The following is a 21,535-nucleotide window of genomic DNA, read 5'->3' on the forward strand; positions in this document are numbered from 1 at the left end:
TCCCGCGCCCTTTGTCTTTTTAAGCTGCTACTGATTCGCTATGCCAGTGGTACGAAGGAAGCTGCCCGGCTAAGATAAGCGCCGTTGGCAATGCGTTATTTTAAGGAGCTCGCTATGCAGGACCAGCCTTCTGCTGATCAAGAAACGGCGGCGCTTAAGCTGCCGCCGCACTCGCTAGAGGCGGAGCAGTCGGTGTTAGGCGGGCTTATGTTGGACAATCAGGCGTGGGACAACGTCTCTGAGCGCTTGGTAGCCGACGATTTTTATCGTTATGAGCACCGGTTGGTGTTCAATGTCATGATTCATCTAGCGGAGTCAGGGCAGCCGCTAGACGTAGTCACGCTTTCCGAAGCGCTGGAAGCCCGTGACCAGTTAGATACTGTAGGCGGGCTCGGGTTTTTGGCAGAGCTGGCCCGCAATACACCCTCAGCCAGCAACATTCGCGCCTATGCAGATATTGTTCGCGAACGCGCCACGCTGCGTAAGCTGATTCGGGCAGCCAATCAAATTGCTGAAGGGGCGTTCTCTCCGCAAGGGCGGCCCGCCGATGAGCTGTTAAACGAAGCCGAGCGGCTAGTGTTTCAAATTGCCGAAGAGCGGCCGAAAACCGGTGGCCCTATCGGCATGAGCGAGCTGCTCACAAAGGCCGTAGACCGCATCGATGAGTTGTTTAATCTCAAAGGCGAAATGACCGGTCTTTCCACTGGCTTTCGCGATTTAGATGAGATGACCTCCGGCCTACAGCCTTCTGATTTGGTGATTATTGCCGGTCGTCCTTCTATGGGTAAGACCACCTTCGCCATGAATTTAGTAGAGCATGCGGTGATTGCCAGCGATAAGCCCGTCATGGTGTTCTCTATGGAGATGCCCGCCGAATCGTTAATGCTGCGTATGCTCTCTTCGCTAGGGCGCATTGACCAAACGCGGGTCCGCTCGGGGCAGTTAGAAGATGAGGATTGGCCCCGCCTTACCTCAGCGGTGAATCTACTTAAAGACAAGCAGCTGTTCATCGATGATACCGCCGCGCTCTCACCCAATGAGATGCGCTCACGCTTGCGCCGCGTGGTACGCGAGCACGGCAATATGGCGCTGATCATGATCGATTACCTTCAGCTGATGCAGATCCCAGGCTTTTCTGAAAACCGCACCGGTGAGATCTCTGAAATCTCCCGCTCACTCAAAGGGTTGGCAAAAGAGTTTCAGTGCCCGGTTGTGGCGCTTTCGCAGCTGAACCGCTCGCTAGAGCAGCGCCCCAACAAGCGCCCCGTGATGTCGGATTTGCGCGAATGTGTCACGGGAGACACGTTGGTCATGCTGGCTAATGGAGAGCGACAGCCCATTCGCGAGCTGGTAGGGCAAACGCCTAGCGTTGTCTCGTTAGGGGAGAACGGTAGGCTCCATCGCTCCGCCACGGATCTAGTGTGGTCAGTGGGTGCCAAACCTATATTTGAAGTCTCCCTCGCTAGTGGGCGGCGCATTCGTGCCACTGCTAAGCATCGCTTAAAAGCACTGTGGGATTGGAAAGCTGTGGCCGAGCTGAAGGTGGGTGACCGTATTGCGTTAGCAAGGCAACTCCCCGAGCCAGAGAACCCGGTGGTATGGGAGGAGCACGCGCTTATACTGCTATCCCATTTGTTGGGCGACGGCAGCTATGTCAAAGGCCAACCGCTACGTTACACCACGGCCAGCGAGGCGAATAGTGAGGCTGTCCAGCGCGCCGCTGAGCAATTTGGTTCAACCGTTACCCGCCATGCCGGGCGTGGTAACTGGCATCAGCTCGTCATTGCTGGTAATGGCAATCGCTGGCATGCACAAGGGGTAGGGCGTTGGTTGAAATCATTGGGGATTTTTGGGCAGCGCTCTGCTGAAAAGTATATTCCTAGCGATGTTTTCAAGCTCTCCAATCAGCAGCTGGCGCTATTTATGCGTCATCTGTGGGCAACCGACGGCAGCATGACGACGGATAAAAATGGCCGAACCCGACTCTACTTCGCAACGGTTAGCCGTCGCCTTATTGATGACGTTAGCGCCCTGCTGCTGCGCTTCGGTATTGTGGCCAGAATTCGTCACGTTCTATCGGGTGAAGGTGGCGGATGGTATACCGCAGATGTATCGGGAAGCGAGCAACAGCAGCGCTTCGCCCGGCTGATTGGTGCATTTGGTCATCAGCAGCCAGCGCTGGAGCGAATTAAAGCGGCAACGATGACGGCCAACACCAATATCGATACCTTGCCGCAGGAAGTATTCGATCACGTTAAACAAGCCATGGCGGCGAAAGGGATCAGCCAGCGGCAAATGGCAGCGATGAGAGGAACGGCCTATGGCGGCGCATCGCACTTTAGCTTCGCACCTTCACGTGCCACGCTCAGCAGTTACGCTGACGTGCTCGGTGATGCTGCTTTATCGCAAATAGCCTCCAGCGAGCTATTTTGGGATCAGGTCGTTGAGATACGTTCCTGTGGGGAAGAAGAGGTGTTTGACTTAACCGTACCGGGGGATGCGTGCTGGTTAGCCGACGGTATCGTGAGCCATAACTCGGGAGCGATCGAGCAGGATGCAGACGTCATTGCCTTCGTTTACCGGGATGAGGTGTATAACCCGGATAACCCTGACAACCAGGGGATTGCGGAGCTGATCATCGGTAAGCAGCGTAACGGGCCGATTGGTACGGTGCACATGGCCTTTATTGGTAAATACACGCGCTTTGAGGACCTGGCTCCCGATAGCTACGGCGAAGCGTTTGGCGATTAACTTGAGCGACATGGGGGAGAACGTATAATGCGCAACCCTATTGAGCAGATAGCCTTGAGCAGATAGATAGACAGGAGTAGCAAATGGCAGGTGGTTTTAGGCGCGGTAACCGCAAACGTCTTCCTAAGTTGGAAGGCCGTGGTGAACTCCAGTCGCTAGAGCGCGAGGGGCCTTTTAAAGAGTGGCTGGGCATGCCCGACCTTTATCGCTACTTTCTGGTAGTGGAGGGAGAGAAGTACAGCTACCAAACGGAAGATGCTGAGCTTCCCGTCGCGGTCGGCGACAAAGTAGTGTTTCGGTACAAAGAGACCAAAGGCGGTAATTGGATTGACCGCAACTCGCTGGGTAAGGCGATTGACCCGTCCGAGTATCAGTAAATCGACCATAAGTTGACGAATTGGTCAGGAACTCTTTTCTGTTATTGTCCTCTTAGGCAGTTAGTGCCAAGGTAATATTATTGTCATGGGGCCACGTCATGCTGTGCTCCATGACGATGACCAATAACAGGAGGGAACCATGGAACTGAAAGCGCTCAAACAGTTCGTCGCGAGTCACGACAACTTTGAAATTCGGGTGATTACCCATTCGGGAAGCCGCTTCTACCAAGTAGAGCTAGAAGATGTAGAAGGCGAACGCCATATGCTGATGCAACGTAATAAGCCGATGCTGTTCCGTTCATTAGATGACGTTTATCTGGAGCTAAAACGTGCAGGCATCCATCGCGCTTACCTGGTGCAACATGTGCCGCAGGATGAAGTGATTGGTCGCGACGCCCATTACAGCTCGCCGCTGACCTCGCGCATGCCGCTAGTGTTTTAATCACTGGTTCACGGTTTAACCTAACGCTTTTCCCACCACAGCCCCAGCCGGATACGGCGTCGGGCAAAAAAACGGTAGCCTGCATCCATCATGCTTCGCAGGCCCGGTAAGCAAGAAAGTCTTACCAGCCGCCGGTAGCCCAACACCGCATACAGGGCCCGGCTGGCGTCCATGCCGATAAACCACCTCCCCTGATTATCCTGCACATGCAGCTGCCCCATCATGGCATCGAAGCTGCGGCCGATTTCGCTTGCGTTAAACTCATTGCTTTGAATATCGATAAGCCTTACGCGCTCTTGATGACGGTGCTTGACAAGCCAAGCAACTTCGACCCGACAAAATGGGCAGTGGCCATCGTGATAAAGCGTGACGGGGGCCTGTGCGTTTAGCGTCGCGAATCGGCTCATGAGCGGGTCTCCTGATGAGAATAGCCTTGCGTGTGGGCTGGCTGGCCGTAGCCTTCACTGGTGGGTAGCTTGGCGAGAAACTGCTCTGCCTGCTGGCGAATCGCCTCGCGTTTCTCCTCTTTCATGCGCGAAAGCGAACCGTAGATGAGTTTCATGCGCGGGTTGCGGTTGAGCTGTTCGGCGTTGGTTTCCAGAAAATGCCAATAAAGGCTATTAAACGGGCAGGCCTTGGGGCCAGTGATCTCTTTGGGAGAGTAGCGGCAGTGCTGGCAATGGTCGGACATTTTATCGATGTACTTACCCGACGCGCAGTAGGGCTTGGAGCCCATCAGCCCTCCATCTGCATGTAACACCATACCCAGCGTGTTCGGCAGTTCCACCCATTCGCTGGCATCTGCATAAACGGCCAGATACCAGTCACACAGCGCCTCGGGCTTTATGCCGCAGAGCAGGGCAAAGTTGCCGGTCACCATGAGCCGCTGGATATGATGAGCGTAGCTATTATCGATGGTCATTTGGATAGCACGCTGTAGGCAGCGCATGTCGGTATCCGCATCCCAATAGAAGGCAGGAAGCTCGCGGGTAAACCCTAGCTGATTCTTCTGTTTGTAGCCGGGCATTTGGGTCCAGTAAAGCCCACGCACATACTCCCGCCAGCCAAGGATCTGGCGGATAAACCCTTCCACCGCATTAATCGGCGCCTTGCCCGCATGGTAGTGCGCCTCGGCGGCTTCGCACACTTCAACAGGGGAGAGCAGGCCGATATTCATCGCCGCAGAGAGCCGCGAGTGGTAGAGAAAAGGTGCGCTATCGCTGATCGCATCCTGGTAGCGGCCAAAATCCGCCAGCCCGTGCTCTATAAAGTGGTGTAAATCGACCAGAGCCTGGCGGCGTGTTACCGGTAGATTAAACGTCTCCATCGACCCCATGTGGTCGTCAAAATAGTGCGCCGCGTCATGAAGGGCTTCCTTGGTTACGCTATCCTGGCTGTGCTGAGGCAAGGCAGGGAAGCTCAATGCTGCTTTAATGGGCTCCCGGTTGTCATGGTCGTAGTTCCACTGCCCGCCAACCGGCGTATCGCCTTCCATGAGCAATCCGGTGCGCTTGCGCTGTTCTCGGTAGAAGTACTCCAAACGCAGCTGTTTGCGACCCTCTGCCCAGCGTGAGAAGTCGTCTGGTGTGGTGAAGAAGCGATCATCTTCCATTAGCTGCCAGGATAGAGCGTTGTTTTGGCGCTGCTGCATGTCGTTCCACAGTCGCCACTCGCCGGGGCGGGTGACGCGAATTTCGTCACAGCCGTACTGCTTGGCGAGCCGCTCGGCTTCCTCAATAAGTGAGTGAGTGTTGTCTGCGTCATCAATACGGCTGTAGTGCACCGTGTAGCCTTTATCTCTTAAAGTGACGGCAAAGTGACGCATGGCGGCCATGAATAGACCGGTTTTATGCAGATGATGTGGCACGTAGCGTGCTTCTTCAGCCACTTCGCATAGCGCAACCACCGCATTGGAAGGCGCGTCGCGAAGCGTCGGCAGCGAGAGTGAGAGCTGGTCACCCAGTACGAGCAGTAACGGCTTAGACATGAGTTGGCCTGCAGTTATACAAATAATGTTGATAGTATAACTTTATGCCGCGGCTTTGCCGAAAAGTGTTAAGATTTTGCCCATTATGTACTGCACCTAAGGAGTGAGCGAGATGGCCGATAGCGTTGTAAAAGATCAACCCGGTGAAGGGCGTTTAACTCACGCTCCCAGCAGTCACCCTGCCATTCCCCGGGCCAAGGTTGGCGTTGTGTTAGCTAACTTGGGAACGCCTGATGCCACCGACTACTGGTCCATGCGCCGCTATCTCAGCGAGTTCTTATCCGATAAACGGGTTGTGGATTACGCCGGTTGGAAATGGCAGCCGCTGCTGCAGCTGATCATTCTCACCAAGCGGCCTTTTTCATCTGGCCATGCGTATAAAAGTATTTGGAATAATGAGAAGAATGAAAGCCCGCTGCTAACCATCACGCGTGCCCAAACGGAAAAAATGACCGAGCGCTTAAAGGCGTTGTATGGCGATGATGTAGAAGTTGATTTCTGCATGCGCTATGGCAACCCCTCCACCGATAGCGTGCTAAAGCGTATGAAAGAGAAGGGCTGCGAGCGCATTGTGTTCTTCCCGCTTTACCCGCAATACGGCTCGCCCACCACCGCGACGGCGAATGATCAGGCGTTTCGCACGCTGATGAAGATGAAGTGGCAGCCCTATATTCGCACCGTGCCCGCTTATTTTGAGCATCCTGCCTATATCCAGGCGCTGGCGAATTCGGTACAGGAAGCTTATGACGGGTTTGAGAGCCGCCCGACCAAGTTAGTTGCCAGCTATCACGGAGTGCCTGAGCGTTATTTAATGGAAGGCGACCCCTACCACTGCCAATGCCAGAAAACCACACGGCTGCTGCGTGAGAAGCTGGGCTTAAGCAAGGAGGAGGTGGATACCGCCTTTCAGTCGCAGTTTGGCCCCGAGAAGTGGGTTGGCCCGCAAACAGTGGAGCACGTTGCCGAGCTGGCCAAGCAGGGGCATAAGCATATTGCGATTCTTTCGCCAGCATTCTCTTCTGATTGTGTGGAAACCCTTGAGGAGATCAAAGAGGAGATCCACGACAGCTTTATGGAAGCGGGTGGCGAAACCTTTAGCTATATCCCCTGTTTGAATGACCGCGATGACCATATCGATGCACTGTTAGCAGTGGTCAATAACGAGCTCTCTGGCTGGTTGTCGACACCGTAAAGTCACGTATTTGCTATAAAAACCGTCTAGCGTATTACGTTAGGCGGTTTTTTATTGGGGCCGACTTTTCTAGAAATGTGAGAAACGCTGGTATAAGGTTTGTGCATATAAAATCACACTTATTCAACGTTTAAGCGGCTTATGCACCTGTATAGGCGGCTTATTGGGATGAATGAACGTCACTAGGGAGAAAGCGCCGGATGCAATTTGCCGTGTTAATGGGCTTCGTGTTGGCAGCGTCTTCACCGCTGCTCAACCGTTGGTTTGGGGAGCGAACAAGCCTGCTGCTTGCGCTGTTTCCGGCGTTGCTGGCTGGTTGGCTTTTTAGTCAAGCGCCCCTGGTGTGGAGTGACGGGCCTCAGTTGCTTGAGTGGTCGTGGGTGCCTTCGCTAGGCATTAGCCTTAGCTTTTTACTGGATGGCCTTTCTCTGCTGTTTGGCTTGCTGATCACGGTGATTGGCACCTGTGTCCTGGTGTATGCGGGTGGCTACTTAAAAGGCCACCAAGATATTGCCCGTTTTCACCTCGCCCTCGTCGCCTTTATGGTCTCTATGCTGGGGCTTGTGTTAGCGGACGGCCTGCTGACGCTGTTTATTTTCTGGGAACTGACCAGCATCACCTCGTACCTGCTGATTGGCTTTAACCATACCGATATTGAAGCACGCAAATCCGCTCGTCAGGGGCTTTTTGTGACGGTTGCTGGTGGCTTGGCGTTAATGGCAGGTTTGGTGCTATTGGGTATCGCCAGCGGCAGCTGGTCTCTGAGTGAGATTTTGCAGTCAGACGATGACCTGCGCCAGCATGCGCTTTATTCCCCTATGCTGATCTGCTTATTGCTAGGAGCCTTTACCAAGTCGGCGCAGTTCCCATTCCACTTCTGGTTACCTAACGCTATGGCGGCGCCGACCCCTGTGTCGGCCTACCTGCACTCCGCCACCATGGTGAAAGCGGGGATTTACCTGCTGGCACGCCTACAGCCGGAGTTGGGTGGCACGGCCATGTGGGTGACAATACTCTCAGTGGTGGGGGCGACCACCATGCTGACGGGTGCCTTCTTAGCCATTCACCATACCAATATCAAAAAGCTGCTGGCCTACTCCACCATTATGGCGCTGGGAACGCTCACCATGCTGCTGGGGATTGGCTCCGAATACGCCATGACCGCTTTTGTCACCTTTCTGCTCGCCCACTCCATGTATAAAGGGGCGCTGTTTATGGTGGCGGGCATCCTTGACCATGAAACCGGCACGAAAGATGTCACCGCCATGGGCGGATTACGAAGCGTTATGCCTGTCACGGCAGTGATCGCTTTTGTGGCGGCGCTCTCCTTGGCAGGGGTGCCGCCGCTGTTTGGCTTTATCGGTAAGGAACTCATGCTGGAGGCAGCGTTAGGCGCCGAGCGCGTTCAACTGTTGCTGGTGCTGTTTGCCTTCCTGGCAGCCATCTTGACCATTGCGGTGGCGGCGATTATTGCGCTACGGCCGTTCTACGGCGCACGCCATGAAACTCCCCAAACACCCCATGAGGCGCCGTTAAGTATGCTGATAGGCCCAGGCCTATTGGCATTCGGGTCGCTCGCGCTTGGCTTGGCCCCTGCTGTGCTAGGGGCCGATGCGCTCTTGACCTCGGCAGCAACGGCGGTGGCGGGGGAGGCGCTACCGGTCTCGCTGTCGCTGTGGTACGGCGTCAACGTGGCGCTGATTATGTCGGTGGTGAGCTTGATCCTCGGCTTTTTGCTGTTCAAGCGGTGGGACAGCGTACGCGCCCAGTTAGCCAGGTTGGCACCTGTGATGCGTCATGGCCCCGAGGCGGGGTACGAAGGCTTGATGAATGGCATCGTGCGCTTCTCTGAATGGCAGACACGCCTGCTGCAAAACGGCTATATGCGCAATTACATCCTGGTCATGCTGGTAGTGCTGATCGCGCTGATTGGCAACTCAATACTGCTGCGCCACTCTCCGCAGCTGGCGCTCTCCCTAGACGTGCGTTTCCATGAAGTCATTGTGGTGGGCACCATGGCAATGGGGGCGCTGTTTGCCACAATTTCACGCTCCCGCTTAGGCGCCGTGGTATCGGTGGGCATTATGGGCTTCTCCATCGCGCTGATCTTTATTCTGTTCAGCGCGCCAGATTTGGGGATTACCCAGCTGCTGGTAGAAACCATGACGGTGATCCTGCTGGTATTGGTACTTTTCAGATTGCCGCGTTTCTCCAATCTCTCCACCAATCTTGAGCGCATCCGTGATGGGGCTGTCGCGGCCACCATGGGGGTATTGATCTTCTTGCTGATCATAACCGCTTGGAGTATCGACCAGTTTGAATCGATCTCTACCTATATGGTGGAAAACAGCGCACCGCTTGCCCATGGCCGCAATATCGTCAACGTCATTTTGGTGGATTATCGTGCCCTCGATACGCTCGGCGAGATGTTTGTTTTAGCGTTAGCCGCGATTGGTGTGATTGCGATGCTAAAGCTGCGTCATGGGGAGACAGAAGGCAAAGCGACGGATAGCGACAAAGCCAGCGTGAAGGAGCCCTACGATGGTTAAATCAGGCACGATTATTCTGAATACGGCAGCGCGGTTTCTGATGCCGCTGCAACTGATGTTCTCGGTATTCCTGCTTCTTCGTGGCCACGATGAGCCGGGCGGCGGCTTTATTGCCGGATTGGTAGCAGCTGGGGCGTTCACTCTTTACCTGTTTGCCTTCGGGGTAAGCGCCACCAAAGAGGTGCTGCGCATGGTCGACCCGCGGGATTTGATCGGCGCGGGCCTGCTGCTGGGAATGATCTCAGTGGTGCCCGCATGGTTTATGGGGCAGCCCTTTTTCACTGCTCAGTGGTGGACGATTCCGGTGATCGACTTTAAAGCGTCTACGCCGCTGATTTTTGATATCGGAGTGTATCTGGCGGTGTTGGGGTCGGTGATGGGCATGGTCATGGCATTAATGGAGGTGGATAAGGATGAGCCATAAGTTACCCAACCCGCTGTTTGCAGGAGGCCGCCCATGGAACCGTTAATGGCACTGGCGATTGGCCTGTTATACGCGACCGCTATTTTTATGATGCTACGCCGCTCTATCGTCAAACTCGTGATTGGCTTGTTGCTACTCTCTAATGCCGCCAACCTGCTGATTTTTACTACCGCCGGTATGACTCGTGGCGCACCGCCGCTGATTCCTGAAGGGATGATGCAGCCTTTGGGCGATGTCGCTGACCCGCTGCCTCAAGCGGTGGTGCTTACCGCTATCGTGATTGCCTTTGGGGTATTGGCGTTTGCGGTGGTATTGATCCGCCGGGCCTACGAAATCGTTAAGGCAGATGATTTAGACAAGATGAAGGACACCGACACGTGAGGCCTGAAGTCGCACTTCCCGTTTTGCTGCCGCTGCTTTCCGGGGCCATTTCGCTGATGTTTTGGCGCTCGCGGCCCATGCAGCGCTTTATTGCCGTGGCTGGCAACGTCGCACTATTTGTCGTGAGTCTTTGGCTGTTTGTCGCAGTGTTGGAAGATGGCTACATCACCATGCAAATGGGCAGCTGGCCCGCACCCTTTGGCATCACTCTCGTCGCCGATATGCTCAGTGCTGTGATGATTCTGCTCACCGGAATCATTGGCTTGGCCATGGGGATCTACTCGCTGGCGACCACCGGCCGGGGGCATGAAAGATTTGGCTACTACCCCCTCATGCATCTGCTGTTGGCGGGTGTGGCGGGTGCTTTTTTAACTGGCGATATCTTCAACCTCTATGTCTGGTTTGAAGTCATGCTGGTGGCTTCGTTTGCTCTCCTGACGCTGGGAGGCGAGCGCGCGCAGATGGAGGGCGCCATCAAGTATGTGACGCTCAATCTGCTGGCATCGGTCATTTTTCTCACTGCGGTAGGCCTGCTTTACGGCACGGTGGGCTCACTCAATATGGCCGATATCGCGCTACGCATGGATGAAGCCGAGCACAGCGGCATGGTCGAAGTGCTGGCGGTGATGTTTATGGTGGCCTTTGGTATCAAAGCCGCTGCGTTTCCGCTGTTTTTCTGGCTACCTGCTTCTTATCACACGCCTCCGGTGGCGGTATCCGCACTGTTTGCAGGCTTGTTAACCAAAGTGGGCGTTTACTCACTGTTCCGGGTATTTACGCTAATCTTCGATCAGACCATGGGCTACCTACAGGACATCATGCTGTGGGGGGCCGTTCTCACTATGGTGACCGGCGTGCTGGGGGCGGCCGCCCAGTATGAATTCCGGCGTATCCTCTCGTTTCATATCGTCAGCCAGATTGGCTATATGATCCTGGGGCTGGCGCTCTATACACCGCTGGCGATTGCAGGCGGTGTGTTTGCCATCATGCACAACATCATTGTGAAGACGAACCTGTTCTTAATTAGCGGGATTACCCACCGCCTACAGGGCACTTACCAGCTTAAAAAGATGGGCGGGCTATATCGTGAACGCCCTTGGCTGGCCGTGGCGTTCTTTATTAGCGCCTTCTCTCTGGCGGGCATTCCGCCGCTGTCGGGTTTCTTTGCCAAATTCGTGCTGGTGCGCGCAGGCTTAGAAGCCGAGGCGTATGTGGCGACCGGTATTGCTTTAGCAGTGGGGCTGATGACCCTCTACTCCATGGTGAAAATCTGGAACGAAGTGTTTTGGAAGGCGCTGCCCGAAGAGAATCAGGTGCCCCAAACACACACACCGGAAGGGGATGATGGGCGTTTGCTCAAGCCCAGCCTGTGGATGATGTACTTGCCGGTAATAGTGCTCGCCATGATGTCACTGCTGATAGGCGTGTTTGCGGAGCCTATTATGCTGGTAATGAACCAAATTGGTGAGCAGCTAATGACACCGTCAGGTTACATTGAAGCGGTGCTTGGGGCCTCGGCCAGCGCAGAGGCGGCGCTGCTCGAGCCAGCGGTGCAGGTGGGTGATAGCGGAGAGGAGGTACCATGACCGGCGCAATTTGGAACCTCTTATTAGGCCTAGCCTGGGTGCTGCTCAGCGGCGACTTCTCGGGTTTGAACCTGCTAGTCGGCATGGTATTCGGCTATATCGCCTTGGTGCTGATTGAGCCCCAGGTAGACGCCCTAAAAGGCTATCCTGCCCGGGTGCCGCGTATTATCGGCTTTATCGGCTTCTTTATTAAGGAGCTGGTACGCGCCAATCTGCGGGTTGCCTTCGATATCGTAACACCGCCCTGGCATATGCAGCCGGGGGTGATTGCACTGCCGCTTTCGGCCCGCACCGAAATGGAAATCACCATTGTGGCGAATTTGATCTCACTCACCCCAGGCACGCTGAGCCTGGATGTCTCGGATGACCGTAAAGTGCTCTATATCCACGCCATGTTTTTGGATGACGAGGAGGAGCTGCGGCGCAACCTAAAAGAGATGGAACACCGGGCACTGGAGCTATTTCGTTAATGGATACCGTTATTTTAATCAGCCAGGTGATTATGGGGTTTGCACTGGTGCTGACGTTTGTCCGCGTGGTACGCGGCCCTAGCCTGCCGGACCGCGTGGTTGCCCTGGAGCTATTCTCAACCACCGTGGTGGGGCTTGTCGGTGTGTATGCGATTCAATCGGGCGTCTCGAGCTTCTTGGACGCCGCGATCGTGATTGCGCTGATGGGCTTTTTAGCCGCCATTGGCTTTGCGCGCTTTTTAGAACGTGGAGGGCCGCGGGATGATTGATGTAATTAAAGGGGCCATGCTGCTAACAGGGTCTAGTTTTATGCTGTTAGCCGCCGTTGGTTTACTTCGCTTGCCTGACTTGCTGACGCGTATGCACGCCACCACCAAAGCGGCGGCCCTCGGGGTGATTCTGATCATGCTGGCCTCGGCCATGCATTTTGCTGAAGTGGGCGTGGTGGCGCGTTCGTTCGCCATCATCGTATTCATCTTGATCACCGCGCCCATTGCCGCCCACGTGATTGGGAGGGCCGGATACTTCGTAGGCTCAAGGCTGTGGAGCGGCACGGTGAAAGATGAATTGCGTCCTAACTACGACCCGCTTACCCATGAGCTTAAAAGCGGCATGGAAACCCAGGAAAACGCCAAGCGACACCCGCGTAACACCGACCCAGATTAGCGCGACTAGCACTACCAACGACCTCTTTAAGCCACCTCGTCAGTGGCTTTTTTTATGCCTAAAAAAGCCGAAATAGAGGTGCAATTCTGGAAAACTGTTATGTCAATTTATGTACAATAATTGTACTGTATAAGATATTATGTCCATGTATTACAGCGTAGCGTGGCAACTAGCACGCAGCGAGATGGATAGATGAGACGGAAACAAGACTTACCGCAAAAAGACTGCGTTCAATGCCAGCGCCCATTTACTTGGCGGAAAAAATGGGCGCGCTGCTGGGACGAGGTGCGCTTCTGCAGCGAACGTTGCCGTCGCGAGGCCAAGCAGCACAGCACGCCGAGGAGGCAAGAGCATGAACAGCACGACTGATATTGTCTGGTTGCAGGACAACCTTCGAGTAGCCGACAACCCCTTATTACATTTCGATAGATCCCCCGACCAGCTGCTTTGCCTTTATGTGCTTGATCAGCGCTGGTTAGAAACGGCTGTCCCCGATGATAGTACGCCCAGGTTAGGGCCAGCTCGGCTGCGCTTTTTATGGCAAAGCCTGATGGAGCTGCGCGGCGAGCTATTACAGCGTGGAAGCGACTTATTGGTACGTATTGGCGACCCGGCAGCAGTGGTGGTCGAGATGGCGACCACGCTTAACGCCCGAGAAGTGAGGGTGGCTGAGCACTCAGGGTGCGAAGAGTTGCAAAATATTCATCGCGTTGCAGCGAATCTGCCTGTCAGTTGCCAGCTTCGTCGCTTTGATAGCGGCTACTTGATTGATGCAGCTGCGCTACCCTTTGAACTCGCGAATCTTCCCGCAAGCTTCTCGGCGTTTCGTCGTAGCGTAGAAAAACAGTGCGACATTACCGCCCCGACACCCGCGCCGGTGACCCTACCGACTTGGCCTGAGAGTGCTCCACGTGGCTTTCCACCACTGAAAGCCGTGTGCGAAACGAGCGCTGCGTGGCAGCCAGACCAGCGCCAAGGGTTTGTCTTTGTAGGTGGAGAGTCTGCCGCTAACGACCGCTTGCAGCACTATTTGTGGCGGCAAAATGGTGCAGAGTCCTATAAGAAAACCCGTAACGGGCTATTAGGCGCCAACTTTTCAACTCGCTTCTCCCCCTGGCTGGCACGAGGCTGTCTCACCGCACGCCAAGTGCATCAAGGAGTAAAAGAGTGGGAAGCCGTTAACGGCAGCTGTGAATCCAGCTACTGGATTATTTTCGAGCTGCTATGGCGCGACTACTTTCACCGCGCAGCACAGTTGGAGGGGGCAGCGCTGTTTGGTCGCGAAGAGCTACCTCCGGCGAACGAAGCGTTCAACCGCTGGCGCAATGCCGAAACGGGCGTGCCGTTTATTGATGCGGCCATGCTAGAGCTTAAGCGAACTGGCTGGATTTCAAACCGTGCACGCCAGAACGTGGCAAGTTTTCTGGTGAAGGATCTGCAGGTAGATTGGCGGTTGGGGGCCTGGTGGTTCGAGCACTGCCTGATTGACTATGATGTGGCGAGCAACTGGGGCAACTGGCGCTATATTGCCGGTGTAGGCCGCGACCCGCGCCAAGATAGGTATTTCAACGTACTAAAGCAAGCGGGCCATTACGACCCCAAAGGGCTTTACGTAGCATACTGGCTGCCAGCCCTTGATTCTTTGCCCTTCGGTTTAGAGCGACACCAGCCCTGGCGGATAGCCCCCTCTCAGTTTGAAGCACCCTGTGTGCTGCCTAGTGAATGGCAGCGATGGTTGATTGCTGCCACAGAATTTGAAGAAACGGATGAATAGGTATGATTTCAATGGTCAGTGACCGCCGATTAGCATGGGGACTAGGCCTAGCCGGCTTGCTCCCTTTCATAGGTAGCAGCATTGCCGTTTGGGTGGCGCCTACCGTTTGGAAGGTAAGTTCCATTTACGCTTTTACCTACTATGGCGCTGTCATCCTGTCATTTTTGGGAGGTATTCACTGGGGCAGTGCGCTTCAAGTGCCTCGCGCGAATAATGCCCGACGGCTGATCCTTGCCATGGTGCCCAGCTTAATCGCATGGCCTGCGTTACTGTTTAGCCCGGTAACGGGGTTGTGGGTGCTGTTAGCAGGCTTTGTACTCATGGGCGGTTACGATATTAGCCGCGAGGGGCGAGAAGGCTTTGCTCCTTGGTACCTTAAATTGCGCTGCGTGCTGACTTTTGTCGTCGCCATTTGCCATCTATGCGTTTTGTGGCGCTTAGCGGCCTAGGGGTGGTATCTCCCTCATTTCTGAGCCATCATCCAGCTCACGCCAAGGATTGCTGAGAGAAGAATGCTATGCCGTTAATACCCGTGTCATTACCCGCCGTGTCGCTGAAACATAACAATTCGTTGAATACTCGCCGGGCCGCTGTATTCCCGTTGTTATTCGTTGCCGCTACGACGCTTGCTCTCCACAGCCCTGCCACACACGCCAGCCCGCAACTAATGACCGAGGTAGATGCACGAGCCGCTGAAGAGGTGCGCTATGCCAACTTCAATCAGTGGTTAAGCGAGTTTCGTCGCTATGCCGCCAACCAAGGGATTAGCGAAGCGACGCTAGCCTCCGCCTTTGATGGCCTGCGCTACCGCGAGCGGGTGATTGAATTAGACCGCTACCAGCCTGAGTTCGTACGTGCCATTTGGCAGTATTTGGATAGTGCCGTGTCTACCACGCGTATTACCAATGGTCAGGAGAAGTACGCGCAACACCGTGAAACAGCCCAACAGATGCAGCAGCGCTATGGCGTACCAGCAGAAATCATCGTGGCCATCTGGGGCGTTGAGAGTAACTACGGCAGCAACTTTGGTGATTTTTCGACGCTAGAGTCCCTCGCCACGCTGGCTTATGACGGCCGTCGGCGCGACTTTGCGCGTAGTGAGCTACTTGCCGCGCTGCGTATTATTGACCAGGGCGACATTGCCGCAGAGCAGATGAAAGGCTCTTGGGCGGGAGCGATGGGGCATACCCAGTTTATTCCCAGCAGCTTTGAAGCCTACGCGGTGGATGGCGATGGCGATGGTCGCCGCGATATTTGGGGTAGCATACCCGATGTGATGGCCTCTACCGCGAACTATCTGGCGCGGGCGGGCTGGCAGGCCGGGCAGCCGTGGGGTACCGAAGTCGTGCTGCCTACCTCCTTTGATTACGCCCAAACCGGCCGCAAGAGCAGCGCTGAGTGGGCCGCGCAAGGTGTACGGGCAGTGAACGGTGACCTGCCTTCCTTCGATAGCGCCGCAGTGATTGTTCCGGCAGGGGCCAATGGCCCTGCGTTTATCGTAGGCCCAAATTTTCGCGCCATCTTGCGTTACAACAACGCCACTAGCTATGCGCTAGCCGTGGCTACGCTAGCCGACGCCATTGCTGGGCGAGAGGGCATTTCGCAAGCATGGCCACGCGATGAGGCACCTTTAACCCGTGACGATGTCAGAACGCTCCAGCAGCGTTTGAACAACGCCGGTTACGCGGTAGGCACTGCCGACGGCATTATGGGGCCGAATACCCAGACGGGGCTGCGTGCCTTCCAGCGGGACCAAGGCCTAGTGCCGGATGGCTTTGCCACTCAGTCGCTGTTAGAACGGCTGCGCTAGCGCAGGGCGCTTTCATTGCTGTTCGAATCTTTTTGATAGCTAGGCAAACTTCTCACCAAGGATGAGTCGCAATGGGAAAAGCATTTCTAGGGGTGTTGGGGGCGAGCGTATTGGCTGGTTCCCTGTTGGTCAGTGCTACCGCACAGGCTGAGGATAACGTATTCGGCTGGGTCGAAAACGCTTACATCGAGCCATGGGGGATTGCCGTCAAGGCCAAGTTGGATAGCGGCGCACTTACCTCATCACTGGATGCCCGTGATATCGAGATGTTTGAAAAAGATGGCGAAGAGTGGGTGCGCTTTCGTTTGAAGCTTGAAGACCAGGAGAGCGGCGAGACCTTTAGTGATCAAATCGAGCGCCCACTCTATCGCGAGCAAGCGGTGCGTGGTGCCGGCGGCCGTGACGAACGCCCTGTGGTGCTAATGGATGTGTGCATGGGCGACTCCGTTTACGAAGAGCAGTTCAGCCTACGCAACCGTGAGGAGATGAACTACCCGCTGCTGTTGGGGCGGCGCACCATTAGCCACCTTGGCCTGTTGGATGTGCGCAACACCTTCCTGCAAGAACCCGAGTGTGGGGAGAATGCCACTTACGTTCCCCACGATTCCGAAGACGAGCAGTCTTAAGCGCCTAAAACAGCCGTGACAGTAGCGCTGTGACGGCGGTTTCTACCCGCAGGATGCGAGGGCCTAAGTGCATTCCCTCGCAGCCTGCCGCCAGTAGCTGCTCCACTTCCCACGGGATAAAACCGCCTTCGGGCCCCACCAGTAATAGCGTTGGCTCATCAATACCGCGCGGGCAGGCATTCTCCATGCCTGGGTGGGCAACCAATCCTCTTCGTTCTGTTAGAAGTGCCGGTAGCTGCTCTTCCATAAAAGGACGAAACCCTTTGCAGAGCGTCACGTTAGGCAGTTGAGTATCCCGCGCTTGTTCTAGCCCAAGTATCAAATGCTGATGAATTTTTTCTGGCCGCAGTTCCGGCGACTGCCAGTAACTCTTTTCAACCCGCTTGGTGTGCAGCAGGGTAATCTCTTTGACTCCTAACGCCGTGACGTGCTCCAGCGTGCGTGCCAGCATACGCGGGCGCGGCAGCGCCAGGACAAGATGAACGGGCAGGGCAGGCGGCGGCGGTTCGTTGATATCTTCCAGCGCAAACAGAGCCTGCGTTTTGTTGAGCTCCGTTAGCGTGGCCTTACCCATAGCGCCGCCTTGAATACCCACGGTTAAGCAATCGCCTTCGTTGGCGCGGTGTACTTCATGCAGATGGGTCAGGCGGCGCGCATCGGTAATTCGAGCGTGGTGACCATCGACCTCGCTCGGGTCTAGCAGTATCAAATTCATAGTCGTCGTCTATTGGTCATAGGAAAGGCGTGCTTAACAGCACTAATCCGCTAAGCTGGCTTGCATGGGCGCGTGTTGCAGGCACAATAGCAGCAACGGCGACAAAAGCCTCTATCGCGTTTAAGGAGATGCGCTGTGCGCGTAATTCGCAAATATGCCAACCGCAGGTTGTACGATACTCAGCAGAGTCGTTATGTCACTCTTGAAGACTTGCGGCGTTTAATCATTGAAGAAGAGCCGTTTCGCGTTGAAGACGCCAAGAGCGGCGAAGATCTGACGCGCACCATTTTGCTATCGATCATTATCGAACAGGAGCAGGCGGATAGTGAAGCCGAAGTGTTCTCGAACGACCTGCTGGCCCAGTTGATCCGTGTGTACGATATGTCCTCACCGCTGCCGCTGGCGCGTTATTTGGAGCAGGGCACCCAACTGATGCTGGAGCAGCAAAAGCGCATGCAGACCCAGTGGCAGCAGGCGATGCGCCACTCACCCATTGAGTTTATGCGTGAACTGGCCGAAGAGAATATGCGCTTTTGGCAAAATGCGCTGAACCAGCCTACCCAAACGGATGACGACGACAAAACGGACAAAAACTCCTAATCCCCCTTTAGGCCACGTCAGGGACGCGTTGTGGCATAATGCGCCCCAACGACGCTCTCCCGTTTGAGAAGGATACCCATGAAAGTTTTGATGATCGGTGGCGGTGGCCGCGAACATGCCCTTGCTTGGAAACTTGCCCAATCCAAGGATGTCGAGCAAGTGTTTGTGGCGCCTGGCAACGCAGGGACCGCCACAGAGCCTAAGCTGACTAACGTCGCAATTAACGCGACTGACTTGGATGCCTTGGTGGCGTTTGCCCAGCAAGAGCAGATTGCGCTAACCGTGGTGGGCCCAGAAGCTCCGCTGGTGGAAGGCGTAGTGGATCGGTTCCAATCCGCTGGTTTGACCATCTTCGGACCCAGCCAGCGCGCGGCACAGTTGGAAGGTTCCAAATCGTTCACCAAAGACTTTCTGGCCCGCCATCGCATTCCCACCGCCGATTACCAAACCTTTACCGCTGTCGAGCCAGCATTGGCGTATTTAGCTGATATGGGCGCGCCCATTGTGATTAAGGCCGATGGCTTAGCGGCAGGTAAAGGCGTGATTGTCGCCATGAGCGAAGCGGAAGCCGAAGCGGCAATCCGGGATATGCTCGAAGCCAACGCCTTTGGTGACGCTGGCGCGCGAGTGGTTATCGAAGAGTTTTTGGAAGGTGAAGAGGCCAGCTTTATCGTCATGGTGGATGGCGAAAACGTCGTGCCCATGGCCACCAGCCAAGACCATAAGCGTGCCTACGATGGCGACACCGGCCCCAATACCGGCGGTATGGGAGCCTACTCCCCGGCACCGGTAGTGACACCAGAAGTAGATGCGCGGATTATGGAGCAAGTGATTTTGCCCACCGTGCGTGGCATGGCGGAAGAGGGCAACGCCTACACCGGTTTCCTGTATGCCGGGCTAATGATTGACCCGCAAGGCAATCCCAAAGTGATTGAGTACAACTGCCGCTTTGGTGACCCGGAAACCCAGCCGATTATGATGCGCCTTACTTCCGATTTAGCGGCGCTCTGTTTAGCAGGTGCCAAGGGCGAACTGGCAGACAAGCAGTGCGAGTGGGATAGCCGCGCGGCGGTGGGCGTGGTGTTGGCGGCAGGTGGCTACCCCGGCAGCTACCGCAAAGGTGACGTGATTCATGGCCTTGCCGATGCGGAGCAGGCTCAGTGTAAAGTCTTCCATGCAGGGACGGCGCAAAACGCAGAGGGTGATATCACCACTGCTGGCGGTCGCGTGCTGTGTGTGACCGCCCTGGGCGATAGCGTCTCAGCTGCCCAGCAGCAGGCGTACCAAGGGGTTAAAGCGATTCACTGGGATGGCGTTGAGTTCCGTCGTGATATCGCTTTCCGTGCCATCGCGCGCGAGCAGTAATTACCGGCCTTTTAAGGTCAAACCGTCACCCGATAAGGAGTTGAACTATGGAGCGTGTTTCGCTGGAGTTCCCTAACGCAGCGGTTATCCATCGTCATCCGCTGACTGTGCGGGTGACGGATATGAACTACGGCCGCCATCTGGGGCATGATGCTCTGGTATCGCTGCTTCATGAGGCTCGCATGCAGGCCTTCGCCGCCCTCGATCTGCCCGAGTGGGATATGCACGGCTACCCAAGCGTTGTGGTTGACCTCGCCGTGCAGTATCAACAGGAGGCCCGCTTTCCCGATGCGCTGGTGATAGAAACGGCAGTGCCCGACCCAGAAGGCAAAGCCTTAACGGTGTTCCATCGGGTGACTAAGGCGGAAACGGGCGATGTGGTGGCTACCGCTCGGGTAAATAAACTACTGATAGACTTGGCTGCTGGCCGCCCGGTAGCGATTCCCGATGCGGTGAAGCAAACGCTTGCTGATGCAAGGGGGGGATAATGTCCCGAGAATATCCCATCATCGCGGTAACGGGTTCGTCAGGGGCGGGTACCACTACCGTGCGCCGCAGCTTCGAGCGCATGTTTTTGCGTGAAGATGTGCATGCTGCCATGGTCGATGGTGATGCGTTTCACCGCTATACCCGCGATGACCTAAAGCGCATTTTCCGTGAAGAGCCAGAGCGTAAAGATGAGCTATCCCACTTTGCTGTAGAAGCCAACTTGCTTGATCGCCTGGAAGGGCTGTTTATCGAGTATGGGGAGCACGGTGCTGGCACCTTCAGGCACTATATCCATGCGGAAGATAAGCAGAAAATTGAAGCCGGGTATCGGGTGGGCACCTTCACCGAGTGGCAGTCGCTGCCTTGCGGTACCGATCTGCTGTTTTACGAAGGACTGCACGGCGGGTTAGTGACCCAAGAGTACGATATTGCCCGCCATGTGGATCTATTGGTGGGTGTTGCGCCGACCATGAATCTGGAGTGGATTCAAAAGATCGACCGGGACACGAAGCTGCGCGGCTACTCTCAGGAAGCGGTGATCGACACTATCTTGGGCCGTATGGATGACTATGTGCGCTATATCCAGCCACAGTTTTCCCGTACCCATATCAACTTCCAACGGGTGCCCACGGTCGATACGTCCAACCCCTTTGAAGTGCAGGATATTCCGACCGATTCGGAGTCGTTTGTGGTCATCCGTTTCCGCGACCCTTCAACCGTCGATTTCCCTTGGTTACTGGCGATGATTAAAGACTCCTTTATGACCCGCCCGCATACCCTGGTGGTGCCCGGCGCTCGTATGTCATTGGCGATGGAGCTGATTCTGGCACCGCTGGTTCGCCACTTACTGTCGCAGCGCCGTTTTCGCTAACGGGGTAAGCGGGGCTGCCTTTTATCGATAATAAACGCGCCAAACCTAAGGAGGCCGCGATGGAGTGCCTGTTCTGCAAAATTATTAACCGCGACATTCCCGCTGATATCGTGTTTGAAGATGAGCACGTGCTGGCGTTTAACGACATTAGCCCTCAAGCGCCGACCCATCAGCTTATTATCCCTAAAAAGCATATCTCGACGCTTAACGATATTGCCGCCGACGACCTAGCCCTCGTAGGCCGCTTGCAACACACCTCCGCGCAGCTTGCTAAGCAGCAGGGGTTTGCCGAGGATGGCTACCGTGTGGTGATGAACTGCAACGAAATGGGCGGGCAGACCGTCTACCATATCCATATGCACTTAATGGGGGGGCGCGAGTTTACCTGGCCCGCAGGCTAAACTGTCTCGCCAGCCAACGGTAAACAGCCATCCATAAAAAAGCCCTGCGGCGGGAAACG

24 protein-coding genes are annotated in these 21,535 nt (G+C 55.5%); 21 read left to right on the top strand and 3 right to left on the bottom strand.

Translation table 11 applies throughout. The features are described 5' to 3' along the window. Positions 1–90: 90 nt before the first annotated feature. The 3 genes from ACIGG6_RS11825 to ACIGG6_RS11835 all read left to right on the top strand — a co-directional run bounded on the left by ACIGG6_RS11825 (position 91) and on the right by ACIGG6_RS11835 (position 3,570). The gene (locus tag ACIGG6_RS11825; protein WP_399844613.1) at positions 91–2,751 is read left to right on the top strand and encodes a replicative DNA helicase; all 2,661 of its coding nucleotides are present in this window, start codon (positions 91–93) and stop codon (positions 2,749–2,751) included. Positions 2,752–2,834: 83 nt separating this feature from the next. Next, positions 2,835–3,128, top strand: coding sequence for a hypothetical protein (locus ACIGG6_RS11830; protein ID WP_044628494.1), 294 nt, complete (start codon positions 2,835–2,837; stop codon positions 3,126–3,128). A gap of 139 nt (positions 3,129–3,267) precedes the next feature. After that, positions 3,268–3,570, top strand: coding sequence for a DUF6482 family protein (locus ACIGG6_RS11835; protein ID WP_074210310.1), 303 nt, complete (start codon positions 3,268–3,270; stop codon positions 3,568–3,570). A 20-nt stretch (positions 3,571–3,590) separates the two neighbouring features. On the opposite strand, the gene ACIGG6_RS11840 is transcribed toward ACIGG6_RS11835, so the two are convergent. Continuing rightward, complete coding sequence (locus ACIGG6_RS11840) at positions 3,591–3,977, bottom strand: thiol-disulfide oxidoreductase DCC family protein (protein WP_083025737.1); 387 nt, start codon at positions 3,975–3,977, stop codon at positions 3,591–3,593. Beyond that, entirely contained in the window at positions 3,974–5,557 is a 1,584-nt protein-coding gene (locus ACIGG6_RS11845) for a cryptochrome/photolyase family protein (protein WP_399844616.1), read from the bottom strand. The genes ACIGG6_RS11840 and ACIGG6_RS11845 overlap by 4 nt, the downstream gene beginning before the upstream one ends. 112 nt (positions 5,558–5,669) lie before the next feature. Here ACIGG6_RS11845 and hemH point away from each other — a divergent pair, with 112 nt between their 5' ends. The 13 genes from hemH (at position 5,670) to rloA3 (ending at position 17,035) form a co-directional block, all read left to right on the top strand. Then, positions 5,670–6,749, top strand: a complete 1,080-nt coding sequence (gene hemH / locus ACIGG6_RS11850; RefSeq protein WP_399844617.1) for a ferrochelatase — start codon at positions 5,670–5,672, stop codon at positions 6,747–6,749. Positions 6,750–6,949: 200 nt separating this feature from the next. Beyond that, entirely contained in the window at positions 6,950–9,298 is a 2,349-nt protein-coding gene (locus tag ACIGG6_RS11855) for a putative monovalent cation/H+ antiporter subunit A (RefSeq protein WP_399844619.1), read from the top strand. Then, complete coding sequence (locus tag ACIGG6_RS11860) at positions 9,291–9,722, top strand: Na+/H+ antiporter subunit B (protein ID WP_083025735.1); 432 nt, start codon at positions 9,291–9,293, stop codon at positions 9,720–9,722. Before ACIGG6_RS11855 ends, ACIGG6_RS11860 begins: the two co-directional genes overlap by 8 nt. A gap of 33 nt (positions 9,723–9,755) precedes the next feature. Next, positions 9,756–10,103 (top strand): Na+/H+ antiporter subunit C, encoded by a 348-nt coding sequence (locus tag ACIGG6_RS11865; protein ID WP_399844620.1) that lies wholly within the window; start codon positions 9,756–9,758, stop codon positions 10,101–10,103. After that, positions 10,100–11,689 carry a Na+/H+ antiporter subunit D gene (locus ACIGG6_RS11870; RefSeq protein ID WP_399844622.1) on the top strand — a complete coding sequence of 530 codons (1,590 nt, stop codon included), beginning with the start codon at positions 10,100–10,102 and terminating at the stop codon, positions 11,687–11,689. Before ACIGG6_RS11865 ends, ACIGG6_RS11870 begins: the two co-directional genes overlap by 4 nt. Continuing rightward, a complete protein-coding gene (locus ACIGG6_RS11875) occupies positions 11,686–12,159 on the top strand; it encodes a Na+/H+ antiporter subunit E (protein WP_399844623.1) in 474 nt (157 codons plus the stop codon). Before ACIGG6_RS11870 ends, ACIGG6_RS11875 begins: the two co-directional genes overlap by 4 nt. Further along, positions 12,159–12,428: a monovalent cation/H+ antiporter complex subunit F gene (locus tag ACIGG6_RS11880; RefSeq protein ID WP_083025733.1), complete on the top strand. Its 270-nt coding sequence runs from the start codon at positions 12,159–12,161 to the stop codon at positions 12,426–12,428. Before ACIGG6_RS11875 ends, ACIGG6_RS11880 begins: the two co-directional genes overlap by 1 nt. After that, positions 12,421–12,825, top strand: coding sequence for a monovalent cation/H(+) antiporter subunit G (gene mnhG, locus ACIGG6_RS11885; protein WP_044628503.1), 405 nt, complete (start codon positions 12,421–12,423; stop codon positions 12,823–12,825). Before ACIGG6_RS11880 ends, mnhG begins: the two co-directional genes overlap by 8 nt. A gap of 192 nt (positions 12,826–13,017) precedes the next feature. Then, complete coding sequence (locus tag ACIGG6_RS11890) at positions 13,018–13,194, top strand: DUF2256 domain-containing protein (RefSeq protein ID WP_083025732.1); 177 nt, start codon at positions 13,018–13,020, stop codon at positions 13,192–13,194. Then, positions 13,178–14,599 (top strand): DASH family cryptochrome, encoded by a 1,422-nt coding sequence (locus ACIGG6_RS11895; protein ID WP_399844626.1) that lies wholly within the window; start codon positions 13,178–13,180, stop codon positions 14,597–14,599. Before ACIGG6_RS11890 ends, ACIGG6_RS11895 begins: the two co-directional genes overlap by 17 nt. 2 nt (positions 14,600–14,601) lie before the next feature. Then, positions 14,602–15,048, top strand: coding sequence for a DUF3429 domain-containing protein (locus tag ACIGG6_RS11900; protein WP_399844627.1), 447 nt, complete (start codon positions 14,602–14,604; stop codon positions 15,046–15,048). A 68-nt stretch (positions 15,049–15,116) separates the two neighbouring features. Next, entirely contained in the window at positions 15,117–16,409 is a 1,293-nt protein-coding gene (locus tag ACIGG6_RS11905; protein WP_399844629.1) for a lytic murein transglycosylase, read from the top strand. Positions 16,410–16,480: 71 nt separating this feature from the next. Next, positions 16,481–17,035, top strand: a complete 555-nt coding sequence (gene rloA3 / locus ACIGG6_RS11910) for a retropepsin-like aspartic peptidase RloA3 (protein WP_399844631.1) — start codon at positions 16,481–16,483, stop codon at positions 17,033–17,035. Between the two features lie 4 nt (positions 17,036–17,039). Here the strand turns inward: rloA3 and ACIGG6_RS11915 are convergent, their stop codons facing one another. Then, positions 17,040–17,750: a 16S rRNA (uracil(1498)-N(3))-methyltransferase gene (locus tag ACIGG6_RS11915; RefSeq protein ID WP_399844633.1), complete on the bottom strand. Its 711-nt coding sequence runs from the start codon at positions 17,748–17,750 to the stop codon at positions 17,040–17,042. 135 nt (positions 17,751–17,885) lie between these two features. Here ACIGG6_RS11915 and phaR point away from each other — a divergent pair, with 135 nt between their 5' ends. The 5 genes from phaR to ACIGG6_RS11940 all read left to right on the top strand — a co-directional run bounded on the left by phaR (position 17,886) and on the right by ACIGG6_RS11940 (position 21,476). Beyond that, on the top strand, positions 17,886–18,350 hold the full coding sequence (gene phaR / locus ACIGG6_RS11920; RefSeq protein WP_044628507.1) for a polyhydroxyalkanoate synthesis repressor PhaR: 465 nt from the start codon (positions 17,886–17,888) through the stop codon (positions 18,348–18,350). 78 nt (positions 18,351–18,428) lie between these two features. Continuing rightward, positions 18,429–19,715 carry a phosphoribosylamine--glycine ligase gene (gene purD / locus ACIGG6_RS11925; RefSeq protein WP_399844635.1) on the top strand — a complete coding sequence of 429 codons (1,287 nt, stop codon included), beginning with the start codon at positions 18,429–18,431 and terminating at the stop codon, positions 19,713–19,715. Positions 19,716–19,762: 47 nt separating this feature from the next. Beyond that, the gene (locus tag ACIGG6_RS11930) at positions 19,763–20,203 is read left to right on the top strand and encodes an acyl-CoA thioesterase (RefSeq protein ID WP_399844636.1); all 441 of its coding nucleotides are present in this window, start codon (positions 19,763–19,765) and stop codon (positions 20,201–20,203) included. Next, positions 20,203–21,075 (top strand): phosphoribulokinase, encoded by an 873-nt coding sequence (locus ACIGG6_RS11935; RefSeq protein ID WP_044628510.1) that lies wholly within the window; start codon positions 20,203–20,205, stop codon positions 21,073–21,075. The genes ACIGG6_RS11930 and ACIGG6_RS11935 overlap by 1 nt, the downstream gene beginning before the upstream one ends. A gap of 59 nt (positions 21,076–21,134) precedes the next feature. After that, complete coding sequence (locus ACIGG6_RS11940; RefSeq protein ID WP_399844637.1) at positions 21,135–21,476, top strand: histidine triad nucleotide-binding protein; 342 nt, start codon at positions 21,135–21,137, stop codon at positions 21,474–21,476. Positions 21,477–21,535: the final 59 nt, after the last annotated feature.

The sequence above is a fragment of the Vreelandella lionensis genome (assembly GCF_044543515.1).
In the GTDB taxonomy this organism is placed as follows: domain Bacteria; phylum Pseudomonadota; class Gammaproteobacteria; order Pseudomonadales; family Halomonadaceae; genus Vreelandella; species Vreelandella lionensis.

Coding starts and splice junctions, on each gene's coding strand:
- ACIGG6_RS11895 (WP_399844626.1), top strand. CDS start 13,178: ATGAACAGCACGACTGATATTGTCTGGTTGCAGGACAACCTTCGAGTA.
- ACIGG6_RS11905 (WP_399844629.1), top strand. CDS start 15,117: ATGCCGTTAATACCCGTGTCATTACCCGCCGTGTCGCTGAAACATAAC.
- mnhG (WP_044628503.1), top strand. CDS start 12,421: ATGATTGATGTAATTAAAGGGGCCATGCTGCTAACAGGGTCTAGTTTT.
- ACIGG6_RS11830 (WP_044628494.1), top strand. CDS start 2,835: ATGGCAGGTGGTTTTAGGCGCGGTAACCGCAAACGTCTTCCTAAGTTG.
- ACIGG6_RS11900 (WP_399844627.1), top strand. CDS start 14,602: ATGATTTCAATGGTCAGTGACCGCCGATTAGCATGGGGACTAGGCCTA.
- hemH (WP_399844617.1), top strand. CDS start 5,670: ATGGCCGATAGCGTTGTAAAAGATCAACCCGGTGAAGGGCGTTTAACT.
- ACIGG6_RS11890 (WP_083025732.1), top strand. CDS start 13,018: ATGAGACGGAAACAAGACTTACCGCAAAAAGACTGCGTTCAATGCCAG.
- ACIGG6_RS11825 (WP_399844613.1), top strand. CDS start 91: ATGCGTTATTTTAAGGAGCTCGCTATGCAGGACCAGCCTTCTGCTGAT.
- ACIGG6_RS11940 (WP_399844637.1), top strand. CDS start 21,135: ATGGAGTGCCTGTTCTGCAAAATTATTAACCGCGACATTCCCGCTGAT.
- ACIGG6_RS11865 (WP_399844620.1), top strand. CDS start 9,756: ATGGAACCGTTAATGGCACTGGCGATTGGCCTGTTATACGCGACCGCT.
- ACIGG6_RS11840 (WP_083025737.1), bottom strand. CDS start 3,977: ATGAGCCGATTCGCGACGCTAAACGCACAGGCCCCCGTCACGCTTTAT.
- ACIGG6_RS11915 (WP_399844633.1), bottom strand. CDS start 17,750: ATGAATTTGATACTGCTAGACCCGAGCGAGGTCGATGGTCACCACGCT.
- ACIGG6_RS11930 (WP_399844636.1), top strand. CDS start 19,763: ATGGAGCGTGTTTCGCTGGAGTTCCCTAACGCAGCGGTTATCCATCGT.
- ACIGG6_RS11855 (WP_399844619.1), top strand. CDS start 6,950: ATGCAATTTGCCGTGTTAATGGGCTTCGTGTTGGCAGCGTCTTCACCG.
- ACIGG6_RS11845 (WP_399844616.1), bottom strand. CDS start 5,557: ATGTCTAAGCCGTTACTGCTCGTACTGGGTGACCAGCTCTCACTCTCG.
- ACIGG6_RS11880 (WP_083025733.1), top strand. CDS start 12,159: ATGGATACCGTTATTTTAATCAGCCAGGTGATTATGGGGTTTGCACTG.
- rloA3 (WP_399844631.1), top strand. CDS start 16,481: ATGGGAAAAGCATTTCTAGGGGTGTTGGGGGCGAGCGTATTGGCTGGT.
- ACIGG6_RS11835 (WP_074210310.1), top strand. CDS start 3,268: ATGGAACTGAAAGCGCTCAAACAGTTCGTCGCGAGTCACGACAACTTT.
- ACIGG6_RS11875 (WP_399844623.1), top strand. CDS start 11,686: ATGACCGGCGCAATTTGGAACCTCTTATTAGGCCTAGCCTGGGTGCTG.
- purD (WP_399844635.1), top strand. CDS start 18,429: ATGAAAGTTTTGATGATCGGTGGCGGTGGCCGCGAACATGCCCTTGCT.
- ACIGG6_RS11860 (WP_083025735.1), top strand. CDS start 9,291: ATGGTTAAATCAGGCACGATTATTCTGAATACGGCAGCGCGGTTTCTG.
- ACIGG6_RS11935 (WP_044628510.1), top strand. CDS start 20,203: ATGTCCCGAGAATATCCCATCATCGCGGTAACGGGTTCGTCAGGGGCG.